Source organism: Pseudoduganella violacea, from assembly GCF_014191875.1.
Classification (GTDB): domain Bacteria; phylum Pseudomonadota; class Gammaproteobacteria; order Burkholderiales; family Burkholderiaceae_D; genus Rugamonas; species Rugamonas violacea_A.
Map to the genome: position 1 here is coordinate 122,921 of NZ_JACHXD010000001.1, position 19,261 is coordinate 142,181.

The 19,261-nt window shown below is 65.1% G+C and carries 13 protein-coding genes; 9 read left to right on the forward strand and 4 right to left on the reverse strand.

The genetic code is table 11. From position 1 onward, the window contains the following. Positions 1-65: 65 nt before the first annotated feature. The 3 genes from FHS03_RS00565 to FHS03_RS00575 all read right to left on the reverse strand — a co-directional run bounded on the left by FHS03_RS00565 (position 66) and on the right by FHS03_RS00575 (position 4,416). Positions 66-1,112, reverse strand: coding sequence for an SDR family oxidoreductase (locus tag FHS03_RS00565; protein ID WP_183439094.1), 1,047 nt, complete (start codon positions 1,110-1,112; stop codon positions 66-68). 41 nt (positions 1,113-1,153) lie between these two features. Continuing rightward, a complete protein-coding gene (locus FHS03_RS00570; RefSeq protein ID WP_183439095.1) occupies positions 1,154-2,443 on the reverse strand; it encodes a nucleotide sugar dehydrogenase in 1,290 nt (429 codons plus the stop codon). A 308-nt stretch (positions 2,444-2,751) separates the two neighbouring features. Beyond that, positions 2,752-4,416, reverse strand: a complete 1,665-nt coding sequence (locus tag FHS03_RS00575; protein WP_183439096.1) for a methyl-accepting chemotaxis protein — start codon at positions 4,414-4,416, stop codon at positions 2,752-2,754. Between the two features lie 348 nt (positions 4,417-4,764). On the opposite strand from FHS03_RS00575, the gene FHS03_RS00580 reads away from it, so the two are divergent. The 9 genes from FHS03_RS00580 to FHS03_RS00620 all read left to right on the forward strand — a co-directional run bounded on the left by FHS03_RS00580 (position 4,765) and on the right by FHS03_RS00620 (position 17,716). After that, positions 4,765-6,984: a TonB-dependent hemoglobin/transferrin/lactoferrin family receptor gene (locus FHS03_RS00580; protein WP_183439097.1), complete on the forward strand. Its 2,220-nt coding sequence runs from the start codon at positions 4,765-4,767 to the stop codon at positions 6,982-6,984. Between the two features lie 9 nt (positions 6,985-6,993). Then, complete coding sequence (cobN, locus tag FHS03_RS00585) at positions 6,994-10,953, forward strand: cobaltochelatase subunit CobN (RefSeq protein WP_183439098.1); 3,960 nt, start codon at positions 6,994-6,996, stop codon at positions 10,951-10,953. A 16-nt stretch (positions 10,954-10,969) separates the two neighbouring features. Next, positions 10,970-11,455, forward strand: coding sequence for a MotA/TolQ/ExbB proton channel family protein (locus FHS03_RS00590; RefSeq protein WP_183439099.1), 486 nt, complete (start codon positions 10,970-10,972; stop codon positions 11,453-11,455). Further along, on the forward strand, positions 11,452-11,763 hold the full coding sequence (locus FHS03_RS00595) for a DUF2149 domain-containing protein (protein WP_183439100.1): 312 nt from the start codon (positions 11,452-11,454) through the stop codon (positions 11,761-11,763). Before FHS03_RS00590 ends, FHS03_RS00595 begins: the two co-directional genes overlap by 4 nt. A gap of 70 nt (positions 11,764-11,833) precedes the next feature. After that, positions 11,834-13,870 (forward strand): TonB-dependent receptor, encoded by a 2,037-nt coding sequence (locus FHS03_RS00600; RefSeq protein ID WP_183439101.1) that lies wholly within the window; start codon positions 11,834-11,836, stop codon positions 13,868-13,870. 1 nt (position 13,871) lies between these two features. Further along, complete coding sequence (locus tag FHS03_RS00605; protein WP_183439102.1) at positions 13,872-14,891, forward strand: ABC transporter substrate-binding protein; 1,020 nt, start codon at positions 13,872-13,874, stop codon at positions 14,889-14,891. Next, positions 14,888-15,679, forward strand: a complete 792-nt coding sequence (locus FHS03_RS00610) for an ABC transporter permease (protein WP_183439103.1) — start codon at positions 14,888-14,890, stop codon at positions 15,677-15,679. The genes FHS03_RS00605 and FHS03_RS00610 overlap by 4 nt, the downstream gene beginning before the upstream one ends. Beyond that, positions 15,676-16,497 carry an ABC transporter ATP-binding protein gene (locus FHS03_RS00615; protein ID WP_221208003.1) on the forward strand — a complete coding sequence of 274 codons (822 nt, stop codon included), beginning with the start codon at positions 15,676-15,678 and terminating at the stop codon, positions 16,495-16,497. The genes FHS03_RS00610 and FHS03_RS00615 overlap by 4 nt, the downstream gene beginning before the upstream one ends. After that, entirely contained in the window at positions 16,490-17,716 is a 1,227-nt protein-coding gene (locus FHS03_RS00620; RefSeq protein WP_221208004.1) for an NnrS family protein, read from the forward strand. Before FHS03_RS00615 ends, FHS03_RS00620 begins: the two co-directional genes overlap by 8 nt. Here the strand turns inward: FHS03_RS00620 and FHS03_RS00625 are convergent, their stop codons facing one another. Continuing rightward, positions 17,717-19,237 carry a GMC family oxidoreductase gene (locus tag FHS03_RS00625; RefSeq protein ID WP_183439104.1) on the reverse strand — a complete coding sequence of 507 codons (1,521 nt, stop codon included), beginning with the start codon at positions 19,235-19,237 and terminating at the stop codon, positions 17,717-17,719. It lies immediately after the preceding gene. Positions 19,238-19,261: the final 24 nt, after the last annotated feature.

A 19,261-nucleotide genomic window follows, 5' to 3' on the forward strand; every position in this document is an offset into this window, starting at 1 on the left:
CCCGCACAACCCTATTCTTCTGGATGAGAGCCGCGTCCCCACGCCGCCTCTCCAGGATTCGTTTTTTAATTGGAACGAACCAGATTGCGGACGTACCAATCCATGGCTTCTTTCAGTCCCTCCCCGATGCGGTGGGTGGGGTTAAAGCCAAGCAGTTGCTGCGCCTTGCCGATATCCGCCTGAGAATGGCGCACATCACCGGCACGGAAATCCTTGTACTGCGCCTGGTGCTCCTGCAGATGCGGGAAGCGGTCCAGCAGCAGCTGATGCATCATGCGGTACAGCTGGTTAAGGCTGGTGCGCTCGTTGAGCGCCACGTTATAAACCTGATTCACCGCTTGCGGCGCGTTGGCCAGGGCCGCCAGCAGATTGGCCTGGACCACATTGTCGATAAAGCAGAAATCACGGCTCGTCTCGCCATCGCCATTGATGAACAAAGGCTGGTTCTTGATCAGCGCTGCCACCCACTGCGGAATCACCGCCGCATAGGCGCCGTTCGGGTCCTGGCGCGGACCGAACACATTGAAATAGCGCAGGCCGATCGATTCGGCGCCGTAGCAGCGCGCGAACACGTCCGCATACAGCTCGTCGGCGTACTTGGTCACCGCATACGGCGACAAAGGATTGCCGATCTGGTCTTCCACTTTCGGCAGGCCGGGATGGTCGCCGTAGGTCGAGCTGGAAGCGGCGTACACGAAGCGTTTGATTTTCGCGTCGCGCGCGGCCACCAGCATGTTCAGGAATCCGGTGACATTGGTTTCATGCGTGGCCAGCGGATCTTCGATCGAGCGCGTGACGGAACCGAGGGCCGCTTCATGCAGCACGAAATCGACGCCGGCGCAGGCGCGTTCGCAATCGGCGCGCTGGCGGATATCGCCTTCGATGAAGTCGAAATTGGCCCAGGCCTGCGCGCCCACCAGCGCCTGCACCTGCTCCAGGTTGTGGCGGTGGCCGGTGGCGAAGTTATCCAGGCCAGTCACGCGCTGGTTCAGCTTCAGCAAGGCTTCCAGCAAATTGGAGCCGATGAAACCGGCCACCCCGGTGATCAGCCAGTGGTAGCGCTGTCCACGCAGGTGTTCCTGAATTTCCTCAAACTTGCCCACGGCTTTCATGCCTCCACTGTTCTTGTCGGTTGCGGCGCGCGCCGCCGCGCTCACAGGCGCCAGACGTTAAAGCCCGCTTCGCACAAGGCGGCCAGATCGAACTGCGATTTCACATCGATGAAGCAGCCGCCCTTGTTCAATTTTTCTTCCAGATCGGTCAGCGGGCGCGCCAGCAGTTCCTTGTGCGACACGGCCGCCACGATGGCGTCAGCCACCGGCAGGTCTTCCCATGTATCGAGCTTGATGCCGTATTCGTGCATCGCCTCGTCCGCGTCGGCCACCGGGTCGTGCACATGCACGTCCACGCCATACGAGCGCAGCTCGGCCACCACGTCCGCCACCTTGGAGTTGCGCAGGTCGGGGCAGTTTTCCTTGAAAGTCAGGCCGATCACATTCACCTTGGAACCCTTCACATGGAAACCGGCGGCGATCATTTCCTTAACGGTTTTTTCGGCCACGAATTTAGCCATGCCGTCGTTGATGCGGCGGCCCGCCAGGATCACCTGCGGGTGATAGCCGATCATATCGGCCTTGTGCGTCAGGTAGTAAGGGTCGACGCCGATGCAGTGGCCGCCCACCAGGCCCGGACGGAAGGGCAGGAAATTCCATTTCGTGCCGGCCGCCTGCAGCACTTCCAGCGTGTCGATGCCGATCTTGTCGAAGATCAGGGCCAGCTCGTTCATCAGCGCGATATTCAGGTCGCGCTGGGTGTTCTCGATCACCTTGGCCGCTTCCGCCACCTTCACGCTGGAGGCGCGGTAGACGCCGGCGGTGATGATCGATTCGTACAGGCCGGCGATGGCGTCCAGGGTCGGCGCGTCGTCGCCCGAGACCACTTTCAGGATAGTGGTCAAGGTGTGCTGCTTGTCGCCGGGGTTGATGCGCTCGGGCGAGAAGCCGACGTGGAAGTCCTGCTTCCATTTCAGGCCGGACTGCTGTTCCAGGATGGGAATGCAAATCTCTTCGGTGGCGCCGGGATACACGGTCGATTCGTAGACCACGATGGCGCCGCGCTTCATATGCTGGCCAACGGACTTGCTGGCGCCTTCGAGCGGGCCGAAATCGGGGTTATGGGCAATGTCCACCGGGGTCGGCACGGCGACCACGATGAAGTCGGCGGCGGCCAGCGCGGCCGGGTCGGTGGTGACGCTCAGATGCTCGGCGGCGCGCAAATCCTCGCTCGACACTTCGCCGGTCGGGTCGATGAAGCGGCGGTAATTCTCGACCTTGCTGGCCGACAGATCGAATCCGATGGTGCTGCGCTTTTTGCCGAATTCCACTGCCAGCGGCAGGCCGACATAGCCCAGCCCAACAACTGCGACAACCTTTGCCTTGTCCATAACGAATTCCATAAAAGAATTACATTTTGCAATTATGCTAACTATATATCATTACTTGAAACTATTCAATGCGCAATTTGTCGCAAATTAGTCTGCCTTTTGTGCATGACGGCAGCGTGACGCCAAGCCCGCAGCCATGGGCTTTTGGCGATAGTTTTGCGGGTGAAAGATTGATTCCGGACAAGCCAGATTATTGCTTTATTTACATGGAATAACGATTCTACACTGCTTGCTGAGCTTGATCCACAGAAGAACTGTGGCTAGCTGCAAGCTAGCCACAGTTGGGCAGGAAGGCGGGGATGGGAGGGTCAGGCCAGTTGCTTGAACTTGTTTTTTTCCAACCGTGGCGTGGCCGGCGACGCGGCGTGCGGGTGCGCCTGGGGCATTCCTCGGCGCGCGGCAATTTCCTTGAGCTTGAACACCGCCATGGCCTGGGCCACCCATTCGGCCTGCTGCGCCAGGCTGCGCGCCGCCGCGGCCGCCTGCTCCACCAGGGCGGCATTTTGCTGGGTAATGTCGTCGATCTGGTTGACCGCCTGGTTGACCTGCACGAGGCCATGGCTTTGCTGCTGGGTGGCCGAGGAAATCTCGTCCATCACATGGGTAACCCGCTCCACCGACTCGATAACTTCGCTCATCGTGCTGCCGGCGTTGCTGGTCAGCGCGGTCCCGGCATCGACCTTGGAGAGGGACAGGTCGATCAGCTGTTTGACCTCCTTGGCCGCCGTGGCCGAACGGTGGGCCAGGCTGCGCACCTCGCTGGCCACCACGGCGAAGCCCTTGCCATGCTCGCCGGCGCGCGCCGCTTCCACCGCCGCATTCAGCGCCAGGATATTGGTCTGGAAGGCGATGCCATCGATCATGCCGATGATATCGAGGATCTTGCGCGAGGATGTGCTGATATCGCCCATGGTCTGCACCACTTGCGAGACGATGTTGCCGCCTTGCGCGGCGATGCGCGAAGCCTGTCCCGCCAGCTCATTGGCGCTGGCCACGTTGCCGGCACTTTGCTGCACATTGGTAGTCAGTTGCTCCATACTAGCGGCAGTTTGCTGCAAGCTCGATGCTTGCGATTCGGTCCGTCCCGACAGATCCATATTGCCGCTGGCGATTTCGCTGGTGGCCAATTTGATTTCGTCGAAGTTGGCGCGTACATCGCCGATGATGCTGTGGAGATTGATATTGGTCTGGCGCAGCGCGGCCAGCAGCTGGCCCATATCGTTGTGCTGGGGAATGTCCAACGCCCCGGTCAGGTCGCCGCCCGCCATCTTGCGCGCAAAGCCGATGGCTTGCTGCAGCGGCATCACAATCGCCTGGTGCAGGCTGTACCACACATACAACGCTCCAACCACGGCCACGGCCGACAGGGTGCTGAGCCAGCCATGCAAGACACTGCCGTCGCCGCTGGTCCACAGGCCCACCGCCAGCAAAGCCAGCATCAGGCTGACCCCGCCCAGGCCCAGGCCAATGTGGCGCGCCAGCGACAGATGGCTCAGCCGCGCCAGCTTACCGACGAGGCCGCCACGCAACACCTGGCCGTGGCGCAGCGTCAGGCCACGCGGATTGCCGTTGCGCAGTTCACGGTAAAGGTCGTCGGCCTGGCGCACTTGCTCGCGGTTGGGCTTGGTGCGCACCGACATATAGCCGACCGGCCGGCCCCCCTCGATCACCGGCGTCACATTCGCCAGCACCCAGTAAAAATCGCCATTCTTGCAGCGGTTTTTCACCATGCCGGTCCAGGGCATGCCCGCCTTGATGGTGAGCCACAGGTCGGCAAACGCTTCGGCCGGCATATCCGGGTGGCGCAGAATATTCTGCGGCGCGCCGATCAGTTCGTCTTCCGCGAAGCCGCTGACTTCGATGAAATAGGGGTTGGCGTACTGAATCTTGCCTTTCAAGTCCGTGGTGGAGACGATGGTCTTGCCATCGTCCAGGACAAATTCATTATTGGTGACCGGAGAATTCACGCGCATGACGCTTTTCCTTCACTTATATATGGGAACAAGGAATCGATGCGCGAACCAGGGGCTGGGGTTCGCAAACACAGGCAAACAGTTGTTTGCCTGGCGCACGGCGCGACCTGCCATGCCCAGGGTTTTTTTGGAGTATAGGAAACAAAAACTTGAGGATACTCACCAATTGTCTCAACAGTGGAACTTACAACAGCAGCTTTCTTGATCTAGATCAATGCGAATAGTTCTCATTAACATTTAAGCTCGCGGTTTCCTTTCGTATCGATACCGTCAGCCACTCGGCCTGCCCGAACCAGCCAGCCCGGACTCGTCCCCACCACCGGAGGCTAGATGTTTCAGCAAAAACCCATGGCCGCGGCGCTCGTGCTCGCCTTGAGCGCGCCGCTTGCGCACGCCGATAAAACCCTGTCCACCATCACCGTCACCGCCACGCGTACCGAAACGGCGGCCGAAAACGTGGCCGCCACCGTCAGCGTACTGGAGCGCGCCGAGATCGAGCGCCGCCTGCCGGGCGACGCCGCCGACCTGCTGCGCAATGAAGCCGACGTGGCGCTGGCGCGCGATCTGCGCCGCTTCGGCGCCACCCGCGTGAACATCCGCGGCATCGAGGACAACCGCGTGACGCAGATGGTCGACGGCGTGCGCCTGCCTGACTTCTACAACGGCGGCGGCCCCACCAACTTCACCATGAATGCGCCGGGCGGCGCCTCGCCCGACTTTCTGAAGCGGGTCGAAATCCTGCGCGGCGCGGCATCGAGCCTGTATGGTTCGGACGCCATCGGCGGCGTGGTCGGCTACCTGACCCTGGACCCGGCCGACCTGCTGGCGCCCGGGCAGCGTACGGCGGCACGCTACCGCATCAGCCGCAATGGCGACAACGATGCGCTGCGCCATTCGCTGATGGGCGCCTGGCGCGGCGAGTCGGGTGAGGCGCTGCTGGGCTACTCGCGCGCCACCGCGCACGCCTTCGAGAATATGGGATCGGACGACAGCCACACGGCCAAACGCAGCCTGCCCAACCCGCAGGACATCCGCGACCAAGGCTTGCTGATGAAGTTCGCCTACCGCCCCGCGTCCGGCCACAAGCTGTCGGCCACGCTGGAAGGCCGCAAGATCGACAGCGACGTCGACGTGCTGCGCCTGGCCACCTCCCTGCCCAAGGTCAGCGCCATGTCGGGCGACGACCATAGCCGCCGTCTGCGCGGCACCGTGGAATGGCAGCATATGCCGCAAGGCGCCTGGTATGAGCGCCTGACCGCGAAGCTCTACCATCAGGATTCGGATACCAAGAACTACAACCGCCAGCAGCGCGAACGCACCAGCGCCACCTGCGCCGCCTCCGGCCCCGTGGGCGTGAACAACTGCCTGATCGACCAGGAATTCCTGTTCTCGCAAATCGCCACCGGCGCCAGCCTGCAATTCGAAAGCGGCCTGAAACTGGGCGGCCAGGACCATCTGCTGACCTATGGCGTGGATACCTCGCGCGTGAAGACCGAGGAGCGGCGCGACGCCACGGTGCGCAACCAGACCACCGGCACGGTGGGCAAGAACCTGGCCGGCGACATCTTCCCGCTGCGCGATTTCGCCATCGGCAATACCGACACCATCGCCTTCTTCGCCCAGGATGAAATCAGCGGCCTGGCGGGCGGCTCCCTGAGTCTGACGCCAAGCCTGCGTTACGACTGGCGCCGCCTCGCCCCCAAGGTCGACGCCCTGGCCCAGGCGGTGCTGGACAATATCAAGCGCAAGGTGGCGCGCCAAAGCGACGGCTCGCTCTCGCCCAAGCTGGCCGCGATGTGGACCTTCAAACCCGGCGTATCGGCTTACGGCCAGCTGGCGCGCGGCTACCGCGTCCCGAACTATGAAGAGGTCAACGGCGCTTTCCGCAACAACTCGCAGATGTACAGCATCGTTCCCAATCCCGATCTCAAGGCCGAAACCAGCGTCGGCCTGGAAGTGGGCCTGAAGCTGAACGCCGACAAGCTGCGCGGCCAGGTCGCCCTGTACGACAACCGCTACCGCGATTTCATCGCCAGCGTGCAGCTGAACTGCCCGAGCGATCCGCGCTGCGTGCCGGCGCCGATCCGCATGACCAGCATGTACCAGAACCTGTCGCGGGTGCGCATTCACGGCGCCGAAGCACGCGCCGTGTGGGACGTTGCGCCGGGCTGGAAACTCGACGGCTCGGTGGCCGTGGCGCGCGGCGACAACCGCTCCGACGGTCAGCCACTCAATACGGTGGAGCCGCAGCGCCTGAGCGCCGGCCTGCTGCACGATGCGGGCGCCTGGGGCGCCGAGCTGCGCCTGCGCGCCGCCAAGGCCGTGACGCGCACCGACGATAGCGATGGCGCCTGGTTCCGCCCTGCCGGCTATGGCGTCAGCGACCTGGCGCTGTGGTGGCGTCCGATGAAAGGCACACAGATCAATCTGGCGCTGAACAATCTGACCGATAAAAAATACTGGCTGTGGAGCGATATCCGCCAGAGCGAGGGGCGCGACCTGACGGGAGCGGACTTCTACACCCAGCCGGGACGCAAGCTGTCGGCCAGTCTAAGTTACCAGTTCTAAGGCCGGATCATGCGCAAGCTCTTACCCCGCTGCCTGTTGGCCTGCGTGCTGCTGCTGTGCGGCAGCGGCGCGGCCAACGCCGCCAGGCTGCTGTTTCTGACCACCAGTCCCACGCCCGCCGGCAAATTCCAGCTGCTCGCGCAGCTGGGCAAGCCGGTCGGCGCCAGCGTCGACGTGCGCTTCATCGAACAACTGCCATCGGAGCCGGACGCCTCGCTGTTCGCCGGCTATGATGCGGTGCTGTTCGACCTGCCGCGCGACCATATGCGCGAATTCGGCAAGCTGCGCCTGGCGCGCGCCTTGCCGGGCCTGAAAGCGCCCTCCCTTTGGCTGCACGAGCAAAGCCCGTCCTGGCAAGGCTTGCCGGAGCCGCTGGCGCGCCGCCTGCTCGCTTACTACGTGAACGGCAGCAGCGCCAATTACACTGGCTTCCTGCAATCGCTGACGGCGCATCTGGGCGGCAAGAGCCTGGACGGCATTGCGCCGCCCATCGTCTTCCCCAAGGCCGCGCTCTACCATCCGAAAGCGCCCGGCAAGATCTTCGCCAGCGCGGCCGACTACCTGCGCTGGAAGGGCGCGCGGATGGAGCGCAAGCCCGTCATCGTCGGCATCGCCCTGCACCAGTCCTATATCGCCGCCGAGCAGACCGCCTTCATCGACGACCTGATCGCGCGCATCGAGGCCGGCGGCGCGATCGCCCTGCCCTTCTATGGCCCGGCCATGACGCCGATGGCGCCGGCCATGAGTATTGATGGCAAGGCGCTGCCGGACGTGATCATCAACAGCCAGATCATGCTTAATCCCGAAGGCCGCAAGCAGGAATTCGAGGCGCTCGGCATTCCCGTGATCCAGGCCACGCCTTACCGCAAGGGCGATGCCGCCGCCTGGGCCGCCGATCCGCAAGGCGTGCAGCTGATGGACGTGCCCTTCTACCTGGCCCAGGGCGAATATGCCGGCATCGTGGACGCCATGGTCACGGGCGCGGCGCGCAAGAGCGACGACCAGATCCTGCCGATTCCGGCGCAGGCGCAAGCCATCGTGGAAAAAGCGCTCAAGCTGGTGCGCCTGCAGCGCACGCCGAATGGCGAGAAGCGCTTGGCCATCTTCTTCTGGAACTATCCGCCGGGCGAGAAGAATCTCTCGGCCTCCTATCTGAACCTGCCGCGCAGCCTGTCCGGCACGCTGGCCGCGCTGCACGCCGCCGGATACGGCACCCAGCCGCAGGACGAGGAAGTGCTGACCGCCTCGCTGCAACGCTTGCTCGCGCCTTTCTATCGCGACGATACGCTGGAAGGCTTGCTGCGCGATGGCCTGGCCGAGCTGCTGCCGGTATCGGCTTACCGCGCCTGGCTGAGTACCCTGCCCGAACCGGTCAGGCAGACGCTGAACACGCGCTGGGGCGAGCCGGAACGCTCGTCGATGGTCGTCAAGCGCGGTGGCGAAGCCTTCTTCGTCGTGCCGCGCGCGAAGTTCGGCAATATCGTGATCCTGCCGCAGCCGCCGCGCGGCGAGAAATGGGAGGGCAAGGAGAAAGCGCTCTACCACAGCACCAAGGCCGATCCTTCGCACTTCTATCTGGCCACCTATCTGTGGGCGCGCCAGAGCCAGCAGGCCGATGCGCTGATCCACTACGGCACCCACGGTTCGCAGGAATGGCTGCCGGGTAAGGAGCGCGGCCTGTCGGTGTATGACTATCCGCTGCTGGCGATCGGTGATGTGCCGGTGGTCTATCCCTACATCGTGGACAATATCGGCGAAGCGGTGCAAGCCAAGCGCCGCGGCCGCGCCGTCATCATCACGCACCAAACGCCGCCTTTCGCACCGGCCGGCCTGCACGACGCGCTCTCGAAGCTGCACGACCTGCTGCATGCCTGGCTGGCCCAGGACGCCGGCGCCGTCAAGGACAAGCTGGCCGAGGACCTGCTGCGCGCCACACGCGCCGAGCGCATCGACAAGGATATGGGTTGGGATGCGCAACGCATCGCCACCGATTTCCCCGGCTTCGTGGATGCTCTGCACAGCCAGTTGCACGAGGTGGCGCAAACGGCCCAGCCGCTCGGCCTGCACAGCTTCGGCAGCGCGCCCCAGGAGCTGCACCGCCTCGGCACCGTGATGCTGATGCTGGGTAAGCAGTACTGGAAGCTGGCGGCGGCGCCCGGCGATGAAGAGGACGAAGTCTTCGTCGACGATTACCGCAAGCTGGCCGAATCGGCGCCTTACCGCCTGCTGCACCGCTATGTGGTCGAAGGCCATCCACTGAGCGAAGTCAAAGACCAGCGTCTGTCCGCCCTGCTGCAGCGTGGCCAGGGCTACTACGCGGCGCTGGGCGCGAGCCAGGAAATGGCGGGCATGCTTGCCGCCCTCGATGGCCGCCACATTGCCACCTCCTACGGCGGCGATCCGATCAAGAATGCGGACGCGCTGCCGACCGGCCGCAATCTGTATGGCTTCGACCCCTCGCGCGTGCCGAGCGAGCAAGCCTGGAGCGCGGGCAAGGATGCGCTGAACAACCTGCTGGCCGCGCACCGCAAGGCCAAGGGCCAGCTCCCGAAAAAGCTGGCCTTCTCCCTGTGGTCGGTGGAAACCATGCGCCACCAGGGCATCCTGGAAGCGCAGGCGCTGTGGGCGCTGGGCGTGGAACCGGTATGGGACGCGGGCGGCCGCGTGGTGGACGTGAAGCTCATTCCGCGCGGCCAGTTGGGCCGGCCGCGTGTGGATGTCGTGCTGTCGGCCACCGGTTTGTATCGCGACCACTTTCCGAACGCCATGCGCCAACTGGCGAAAGCCGTGCGACTGGCGGCCGAGGCGCAGGAGGATGACAATCCCGTGCTCGCCAACACGCGCGCCATCGCCACCACGCTGGCCAAGGCGGGTGTACCGGAGGCGGAACGCCTGAACGCGGCCCAGACCCGCATCTTCTCCTCCGAATCGGGCCGCTATGGCAGCGGCCTGGATGACGCCACCCTCGCCAGCGACACCTGGAAGGGCAAGGAGGAAGGCGACCGCAAACTGGCCGAGCTATACCTGTCGCGCATGCAGTACGCCTACGGGCCGGACGAGGCGCGCTGGGGCCAGGCCGGCAGCAAATTGAACCTGTATGCCGAGGCGTTGCGCGGCACCGAGGGCGCGGTGCTGTCGCGCACTTCGAACCTGTACGGCATGCTGACCACCGACGATCCCTTCCAGTACCTGGGCGGCTTGTCGCTGGCCGTGCGCCACCTCGACGGCAAGGCGCCGGAGCTGTACATCTCCAATCTGCGCGACAGCAGTCAAAGCGGCGGCCGGGTGGAAAGCGCGGCCGGCTTCCTCGCCAAGGAGCTGGCGACGCGCAATTTCCATCCCGGCTATATCAAAGGCCTGATGGCGGAAGGCTATTCCGGCACGCTGCAAGTGCTGGACTCGGTCAACAATTTCTGGGGCTGGCAAGCCGTGGCGCGCGAAACCGTGCGCGACGACCAGTGGCAGGAATTCGTTGATGTGTATGTGCGCGACAAGCATAAACTTGGCATCCGCGACTGGTTTGAGCGCGACAACCCGCATGCGATGGCACAGACCATCGAACGCATGCTGGAAGCAGCGCGCAAGGGCTACTGGCAGGCCGATGCCGCCACCGTGCAGGAATTGAAGGAACGCTGGCGCGAGCTGGCCGCGCGCCATGATGTGAAAACGGATAACGCGCAGTTCCAGGCCTTCGTCGCACCGGGCTTCGGCCTGCAGGGCAGCGCGCCGGCGCAAGCCGTGGCGCGCGCCGCGCCGCCAGCGCCGGCGCAGAAATCCACCCAGGCCAAGCCTGCCGAAGCCGCGCCGCCGGCACCACCCGCACCGCCGCCCATCCGTGGCATGCAGCTGGAAAAAATCGCGACACCGCAACCGCCCAAGCCGCAACCCCTACCCGTGGCGCTGGCCATGATGCTGGGCGCCCTGCTGGCCGGCGCGCTGCGCCAGGCCCGTTCCCCATCCGCTATCTAACGTTGAAAGACCAACCATGCAAATCCTGATTGAAACCCTGATGTACCAGCTGGGTCAGATTTTCCTGCTGCCCACGCTGGCCCTGATCGCCCTGCTCTTCCTCTACAGCTGCTACAGCCTGGGCGGCTTTGCCGTGCAGGCCTTGCAGCGCCGCCGTGGCCAGGGCCGCCCGCTGCTGGAATGGTGGCGCGGCAACCGCCATGCCAGCGCCGACGAACTCGATGTGCGCGCCCACAAACAGCTCGAAGCGGCGCGCATCGCCACCCGCATCGCACCGATGCTGGGGCTGGTGGCGACCATGATCCCCATGGGGCCGGCCATGAAATCGCTCTCGGACGGCAATCTGGGCGCGGTGTCGCAAAACCTGATGGTAGCTTTCTCCGCCGTGATCCTGGCGCTGATCGCCGCTTCCGCCACCTTCCTGGTGGTGAATGTGCGCCGCCGCTGGCTGGCCGAGGAAATTCTGGAAATCGACAGCCTGCGTGGGGAGAAAGCGCAATGAAGCTGCTGCATGAACCGGAAACCGAAGACCCTATCCTCTCCGTGGTCAATCTGATCGACGTCTTCCTCGTTATCATCGCCGCGCTGCTGATCGTGGTCGCCAAGAACCCGATGCTGAACGCCTTCAGCCGCCAGGACGTCACCGTGATTACCGACGCCGGCAAGCCCACCATGGAAGTGATGGTGAAAAAGGGCGAGAAGATCGAACACTATAAAAGCAGCGGCAATATCGGCCAGGGCGAAGGCGCCAAGGCGGGCACTGCCTACCGCATGAAGGACGGTTCCATCGTCTACGTGCCGGAAGCTTGATACACATCATTCAAAAACCCGCCCCGCCGCGAGTAGGATTCCATCTGCGTCAATAGAAAGAAGCCGTCCAATGTCCCGTCTACCTTCTCCCATCGCCGCCGGCCTGCTGGCCGGTTGCAGCCTGCTGGCCGCCGAAGCGGCCGCGCAGGAAAGCACCCTGCCCCTGACCACCGTCACCGCCAAAGGCTATGCCGGCGAAGACCTGCAAACCCCATTGGCCGCCGTTTCGCTGAACCGCGACGAGCTGATGGCGCGCGGCGCGGCCAACGCCGGCGATGCGCTGCGCGGCGTGCCGGGACTGGCGGTCGCCAGCGACGGGCCGCAGGGACAAAATCCGGTGATCCGTGGCTTGAAGAAGGAAAGCATCGCCCTGCTGATTGACGGCATGCGCGTTAATTCGGCCCAGCCTGCGGGCGCCATCGCCTCCCTGCTGTCGCTGGGACTGGCGGATCGGCTGGAAGTGGTGAAAGGCCCAGCCTCGGTGTTGTATGGCGCGGGCGCCATGGGCGGCGCGATCAATATCCTGACGCCGCAGGCCAAATTCGTTCCGGGCGCGCAGATCAGCACCAGCATGGGTGGCGACAGCGCCAGCGATGCGCTACGCGCGGCGGCCATCGCCAATCTTTCGCAGGGCGACCATGCCTTCATGCTGGGCGCATCTATCGCCCGCATCGGCGACTACCGCAGCCCGGCAGGCGAGGTGGCGCATAGCGGCTACGATTCGGACAGCTTCATCGGCCAATACCGCTTTCGCATCGACGCCAACCAGCAGTTGCGCGTATCGCTACAGCGACACCGCGACGACGACGTGTGGTATCCCGGCTCGGCCAAACCCGGCACGCCGCCCGCGCTGGGCGTGGTGACGGTACGCGCGCCGAAGCAGGAGCGCAAGCTGGCCGAAGTTGGCTACAGCCGCAAGGATGGCGGCACCCTGAATTTCGACGTGCGCGCCTACCGCCAGGAAGTGCGCCGCCAGATCCAGGCTTATGCCGCCGCGCTGGGCCGCAACCAGAGCGAGACTGACGTCACCTTCACCACCGATGGCCTGGACGCCAGTGCCAACTGGCTGGTCCATCCCCAGCACTTGTTGTCCTTCGGCGTGAACGCATGGAAGATGAAGGCCGCGCCGGAGCGCTATCTGAACAACAACCCGCCGCTGTTCAACAACCATGTGCGCAACGATCCTTTCCGCGACGGGAAGATCGACGCCCTCGGCCTGTACGTGCAGGATGACGCGCGCTTCGGCCAGCTGAATGTGCTGGCGGGCTTGCGCTACGACCGCATCAAAGGCTCGGCCGAGTCGATGAGCAATGGCGCGGTACGCAATGGCCTTGCGCGCAGCGACCATGCTACCTCCGGCAGCCTGGGTGCGATCTACGAAGTGTCGCCGCTGCTGCGTCCTTACGCCAATCTGTCGCGCGGCTTCCGCGCCGGCGAGATGCGCGAGCGCTTCGAAGCTTCGCCGCGCGGCGACGGCTATTACTACGTGGGCAATCCGCAGATCCGGCCCGAAAAGGCAACGCAGTTCGAGTTGGGTCTGAAGGGCGAGGACAGCCGCTTCAGCTACAGCCTGTCGGCCTACCGCAGCCGCATCAGCGATTACATCACGGGCCGCGTCACCGGCGCTGTGAATGCCGGCCTGCCGGTCAAGCAAACTGAGAATATCGGTCGCGCCACGCTCAAAGGCCTGGAATTCCAGGGCCGCTGGCAAGTCGTGAACCAGCAGTGGCTGACGGCGGCTTACTCGCGCATCCGTGGCGAAAACGACGACCTGCGCGAGCCGCTGTTCCAGATGCCGGCCGACGAAGCTTCGCTGGGCTGGCAGGGCCGCATCGCCGGCGGCTGGAACGGCGACGCCACGCTGCGCATGGTCAAGCGCCAGGACCGCGTGGCGCGCCTCTTCGCGCGCGGCACGGAGAACGCGACAGCGGGCTTCGGCACGGCCGATCTCGGCCTGACTTACCGCTGGACGAAGAACAGCCTGCGCATCGCGCTGAAAAACCTGGCCGACAAGGCCTACCACGAGCACCTGACCGAAGGTTTGTCCGGCCAGGAAATCCAGGCGCCGGGTCGCAGCCTGGCGCTCAACTGGCAAAGCACTTTCTGATATGAATATCCTGCGCCGCACCGTACTGGCAGCCGCTCTCGCCGCCGTCTCCGTCTTCGCCCAGGCGGCCAAGCTGCCCAAGCTGGTACTGGCCGGACCGTATGCCAGCGTATCCTACCCGCTGATCCATATAGCCGAAAGCGGCGCACTCTCCGACCTCGCCGACAAGGTGGAATTCGTGGCCTGGCGCGATCCCGACCAGTTGCGCGTGCTGGCACTGGACGGCAAGGCCGACTTCCTCGCCATGCCAACCAATGTGGCGGCCAATCTGTACAACCGCGGCGCGCCGCTGTCGCTGCTGAACGTCTCGTCCTGGGGCATGCTGTGGATGGTGTCGCGCGATGCGAACCTGAAAACGCTGGCCGATTTCAAGGGCAAGGAAATCGCCATGCCCTTCCGCGCCGACATGCCGGACATCGTCTTCGGCGCGCTGGCCGAGAAGCAGGGGTTGGACCCGCGCAAGGACTTCCGCCTGCGCTATGTGGCGACGCCGATGGACGCCATGCAGCTGCTGTTGACGCGCCGCGCCGACCACGTTCTGCTGGCCGAGCCGGCCGCCTCGATGGCGCTGCGCAAGAGCCGTTCCTTCCCCATCAGCACCATCGCCCCCGAGCTGCACCGCAGCGTGGACTTGCAAAAGGAATGGGGCCGCGTCTTTCAGCGTGAAGCGCGCCTGCCGCAAGCCGGCATCGCGGTGCTGGGCAAGGCAAAGGGCGATGCCGCCCTGGTGGAACGCTTCCAGTCCGCCTACGCCGCCTCGCTCAAATGGTGCGGCGAGCATGCCGATGCCTGCGGCGCCATGGTCGCCAAAAAAGTGGACATGCTGACGCCGGAGGCGGTGGCCGATTCGATCCGCCTGGGCCGCAGCCAGTTCGTGCCGGCGCGGCAGGCGCGCCCCGAGCTGGAAGCTTTCTTCGGCGTCCTGCTCAGCAAACAGCCCGCCATCATCGGCGGAAAACTGCCGGACGCCGGCTTCTATTCCGGTAGCATGCCTGGCGAGAAGACAGCGGACAAGCGATGAGACTCCTGCGCGACTGGCTGTATGGCATCCCCGCTTATCTCTGGAGCGGTTGGGGCGCCATCGCCAGTCTGTGCCTGTTCCTCGCGCTGTGGGAATGGGGCGCGCAGGTTTACGGCGCGCTGATCCTGCCCGGCCCGCAGCAAGCCTTTGCCACGCTGGCCGAGCTGCTCTCCTCCGGCGCGGCCTGGCCGGAACTGTGGGCCACCGCGCGCCGTTCGCTGGCCGGCTTCGCGCTGTCTGTGGCGGCGGGCAGCACGCTGGGACTGGTGGCCGGACTATCCATGACCACGGCCATGGTCTCGCGTCCCATCGTCACCCTACTGGTCGGCATGCCGCCGATCGCCTGGCTGGTGCTGGCCCTGCTGTGGTTCGGCGCGGGCGACGCCACGCCGGTGTTCACCGTTTTCGTGGCCTGCTTCCCGGTGATCTTCGCCGGCGCGCTGCAAGGCACGCGCACCCTGGACCGCCAGCTCAAGGACGTGGCGCGCGCCTACCGCCTGCCGCTGCGCATGACCCTGCTCGACGTGTATCTGCCGCATGTGCTGTCCTACCTCTTCCCTTCCTGGATTACGGCGCTCGGCATGTCGTGGAAGATTGCCGTGATGGCCGAGCTGCTGGCCACGGCCGATGGCGTGGGCGCGGCGCTGGCCGTCACCCGTTCGCACCTGGACACGGCAGCTTCGCTGGCCTGGGTGGTGGCGGTGCTCGGCCTGCTGCTGGCGGTGGAATACCTGCTGCTGGAACCCATCAAGCGCGAAGTCGAGCGCTGGCGCGAGGCCACATCATGAAACTCAGCGTCGACCAACTAAGCCACAGCTTCGCGCTGGATGAGGTGCTGGCCGATATCGGCCTGACGCTGGAGGCGGGCGAATCACTGGCCCTGGTCGGTCCATCGGGCTGCGGCAAGACCACTTTGCTCAACCTGATCGCCGGCCTGCTGCAGCCGCGCGAGGGACGTATCGACAACAGCTTCACCAGCCTGGCCTATATGTTCCAGCAACCACGCCTGCTGCCCTGGAAAACGGCGCGCGACAATATCGCCCTGGGCCTGAAGGCGCGCGGCATGCCGCGCAAGGAGCGCGAGGCGCGCGCCGCCGATCTGGGCCGCAAGCTGGGGTTGGAAGCGGCCGATCTGGACAAGTTCCCGCACGCCCTGTCCGGCGGCATGCAAAGCCGCGTCGCGCTGGCGCGCGCCCTGGCGCTGGAACCCGATCTGCTGCTGCTCGACGAACCCTTCTCGGCGCTGGATGTGGGCTTGAAAATGGAACTGTACGCCCTGCTGCTCGACCAGCAGGAAGAGCGCGGCAGCGCCGTGCTGATGATCACCCACGATCTGATGGAAGCGGTGCGCCTGGCCGATCGCATCGCCATGATGGCCGCCGCGCCGGGACGCATCGTGCGCACCTTCACCCTGAGCCGCCCGCAGCATGAGCGCGACGATGGCTGGGTCTACCGCACCACGGCCAAATTGATGCAGGAGCCGGAAGTGCGCGCCGGCTTCGGTCTTGGCCGCGCCATGCTATCTTCGGACGACGAAAGCGGCGATGGCGTCGCCAGTTCCAGCGAGAGCAAACCGGCGCGCCGCAGGGAGATGCGCTGTGCCTGATCTCATGCCGCGTCGCCTGCAAGCGCACCCGCTGTTCCTGTGCGGCTTCCGTCCCTTCTTCCTGTTCACGGCCGGTTGGGGCGCGCTGGCCATGGCCGCCTGGCTGGCGATGTTGGCCGGCTGGCTGCCCATGCCCGACGTGGCGGGCGGCGCGCTGCAGTGGCATGCCCATGAAATGCTGTACGGTTTTGCCATGGCTTCCGTGGCCGGCTTCCTGCTCACGGCCGTGCCGGAATTCACCGGCGCGCCGGGCTATGGCGGCGCCACGCTGTTCGAACTGAGCCTGCTGTGGCTGGGCGCCCGCCTCGCCTTCCTGCTGTCGCCATGGCTGGGCGTCTGGCCGGCCGCCGTGCTGAATGCCGCCCTGCCGCTCTGGCTATTGTGGCTGCTGGCGCCGCCGGTGTGGCGCGATCCGGGCCGCCGGCATCTGAGCTTCCTCTACGCGCTGGCGGCGCTGGCCGCCGCCGATGCCGGCTTCTTCATCGCCCTGGCGCGCGGCGCGGTGGCGCTGCCCTGGCTGTACGCGGCCAATGGCGTGCTGATGGTGCTGATCGTGGTCACCGTCAGCCGCGTCTCCATGCGCATCGTGAACAGCGGCGTGGATGGCGACGATGACAGCGGCGCGGCCTATCTGGCGCGGCCGCCACGCCGCAATCTGGCCACCTTCGCCATTGCCCTGTGCACGGCGGTGGAATTCTTCTTGCCGGGGAATGCGGTCGCCGGCTGGCTGGCCCTGGCCGCCAGCGCCGCCATGCTCAATCTGCTCAACGACTGGCATGTGGGCATGCCCCTGTTCCGCCGCTGGCCGCTGATGCTGTACGCCGTGTACTGGCTGATGGCGCTCGGCTTCGGCGCCATGGGCGCCAGCCTGCTCGGCGCGCCCTGGCCGGTATCGGCCGGACGCCATCTGCTGATGGCGGGCGCCATCAGCCTCGCCATCCTGAGCGTGATGTGCATCGCAGGCCGCAGCCACGCCGGACACTGGCCGGAGCGGCGCGCCTGGGTGCCGCTGGCCGCCGCCACCATCATCCTGGCTGCGCTGCTGCGCTATGCGGCAGGCCTGCCGCAGGCGGGGACGCTGGCAGCCAGCCTGCTAGCTGTATCCGGCCTGCTGTGGCTCGCCGCCTTCGCGCTCTACCTGCGCTACTTCTGGCACGTCCTGGCCGGACCGAGACCGGACCAGGCACAGGGCTGTGCCGGTCCGGCCGAAGAGGCTTGATCAGGCCAGGTGCTCGGCGTACAGCTTTTCGGCCATCATGATCACGGTGGGATTCAGGTTGATCAGCGGGATGTCCGGGAAGATCGAAGCATCGATCACGCGCAAGCCTTCCACGCCGTAGACGCGCGCCGCCGCATCGACCACCGCGAGCGGATCATCCGGCCGGCCCATGCGCGCCGTGGCGCAGGGATGCTGAATGGTGGAGACAGCCTTCAGCAAGGCCTGCTCGATCTCGGCATCGCTTTCCACTCCGGGGCCGGGGAAGATCTCCGCCACGGTCAGTTCGGCCAGCGGCCCCGTGGCCGCCAGCTTGCGCGCCAGGCGGAAGCACTCCACCATGCGCCGCATATCGTCTGGATCGTCCAGGTGGTTGAAGTTGATGAGGGGCGCCTGCGCCGGGTCGCGGCTGGCCAGTCTGACCCAGCCCACGGACTTGGCGTTCATCAGTTCCAGTCCCAGGGTAAAGGCGACGCCGGTCGGGCTGACGCCGCCATCCAGCAGGTGCGAAGGCGAGATGGCGATATCCAGTTCCCTCTCCGACGAGGCATGGCTGGAGTTGGTCCACAGCTGGGCGCCGACCACCGGCTTTTCCTGCCCCTTCAATTCCGGCACGCCGGCAAAATTCATCCAGTAGAAAGGGTGGTCGCGCAGATGCGTGCCGACCGCCGCTTCGCGCAGCAGTGGAATGCCCATTTCTTCCAGATGTGCCTTGGGGCCGATGCCCGAACGCAGCAGGATGGCCGTGCTGCCGTAGGCGCCGGCGCTGAGGATGATGTCGCGCGCGGCGATTTCATGCCCGTCCGCCAGCACCACGGCCACCGCCTTGCGGCCATCGAAGCGCACCCGGTCCACCAGGCATAGCGGCTGGATCTTCAGGTTAGGCCGCGAGCGCACCGCATGCGTCAGATAGGCCATGCCGGTATTCACGCGCACGCCATTGACGATGTTCATGGGATTCGGTCCCGCGCCATTGTTGCCGTCCGAGTTGAAATCGTCCACCGCCGCGTAACCCAGTTCCAGCGCCGCATCGACCATGGCGCGCTGCACCGGCGAGATGGCCGCGCGCGACATCTGGTGGATGGGCAAAGGGCCGCTGCGGCCATGCCAGCGTTCCTCGCCATGCTGGCTGCTCTCCATTTTTTTATAGTAGGGCAGCACTTCCTCGAAGGACCAGCCTTTTACCCCGGCCTTCTCCCATAAATCGAAGCAATAGGGAGTGGCGCGGCAGGCGACGGCGGCGTTGATGGCGGAGCTGCCGCCCACCACCTTGCCGCGCGGCGTGTAGACCGGATTGTCATGCGGACCGGGAATGCCGTGGTAGCCCCACTCGTAGCGCGCATCGCCGTTGGCGGCCACGATATTGCTGTTGTAGATTAGTTCGGGATATTCGTGCGGGTCGAAACTCTGGCCCGCTTCCAGCAGCAGCACGCGCCGCTCGCTCTTCTCGCTCAGGCGCGCCGCCAGCACGGCGCCGGCCGAGCCGCCGCCAACAATGATGTAGTCGAATGCAGTATCGCTCATGGTTCTCTCCAAGGGTGGTCCAGT